Annotated in this window: 1 protein-coding gene; it reads right to left on the bottom strand. The window is 68.4% G+C overall.

What is annotated here, in order from left to right; translation table 11 throughout:
• Nucleotides 1-923: copper-containing nitrite reductase (gene nirK, locus ACUXUR_RS26750; RefSeq protein WP_445505381.1), on the bottom strand; the 923-nt coding region annotated here is incomplete at both ends.

Genomic DNA, 923 nt, shown 5'->3' with positions numbered 1-923 from the left:
TGGGCGGAGCGCTGCGGGTTGTGGTCCTTGAACAGTGCCGGATTGGCCGGTCCTTCGACCTGCAGGATCCCGGCCAGGCCGCGCTCGACCCGGCTCAGGGCATGGTCGACCAGCACGTAATTGCCCGGCACCTCGAGCTTGAACTCGACCACGCTCGCCCCGCCCGGCGGCGTGGTGATGGTCTGCACGTCCTTGAGCGGGCTGCTCAAGGCGGCCATCGGATAGGCCCTGTCGAAGATCTCGCCGATGACATGGAACGACGAGGTGAAGTTCGGCCCGCCGACGCCAAAGAAGATCCGCACCGTCTCGCCGACCCGGGCCTTGAGCGGGTTCTGCTTGAGCGCATCGGCGCTGCCGTTGAAGATGAAGTATTCCGGCTGCTCGCGGATGAGCTTGTCGTAGCTCTCGTCGAGGTGGCCCTTGGTGCCGTGCGCCTGCGCGGTGTAGAGCTCGCCCTGCATGACGTAGAACTCGTGGTCGACCGGGGCCAGGCCCTCCTCCGGCTCGACCAGGATCAGGCCGTACATGCCGTTGGCGATGTGCTGGGCCACGGTCGGGGTGGCGCAGTGATAGACGTACAGGCCCGGGTTGAGCGCCTTGAACTCGAAGCCGCGGGTCTCGCCCGGCGCGGCCTCGGTCGCCTTGGCGCCGCCGCCGGGGCCGGTGACGGCATGGAAGTCGACATTGTGCATCATGGCGCTGGCCTCGTTGTTGGTGAGGCTGACCGCGACGGTGTCGCCGACGCGCACGCGCACGAACGGGCCGGGGACTTGGCTGTTGAAGGTCCAGTACTGGTAGCTGGTGCCGTCGGCGAGCTGGCCGGTGACCTCGGTGGTCTCGAAATTGACCGTGACGCGCTGCGGGCCGCGCTTGCCGAGCGGCCCGGGCAGGTCGCTCGGCAGCCGCACCACGCTCACCGGGGC

Source organism: Microvirga medicaginis, assembly GCF_052658925.1.
This window is presented reverse-complemented; position numbering and strand designations above follow the sequence as displayed.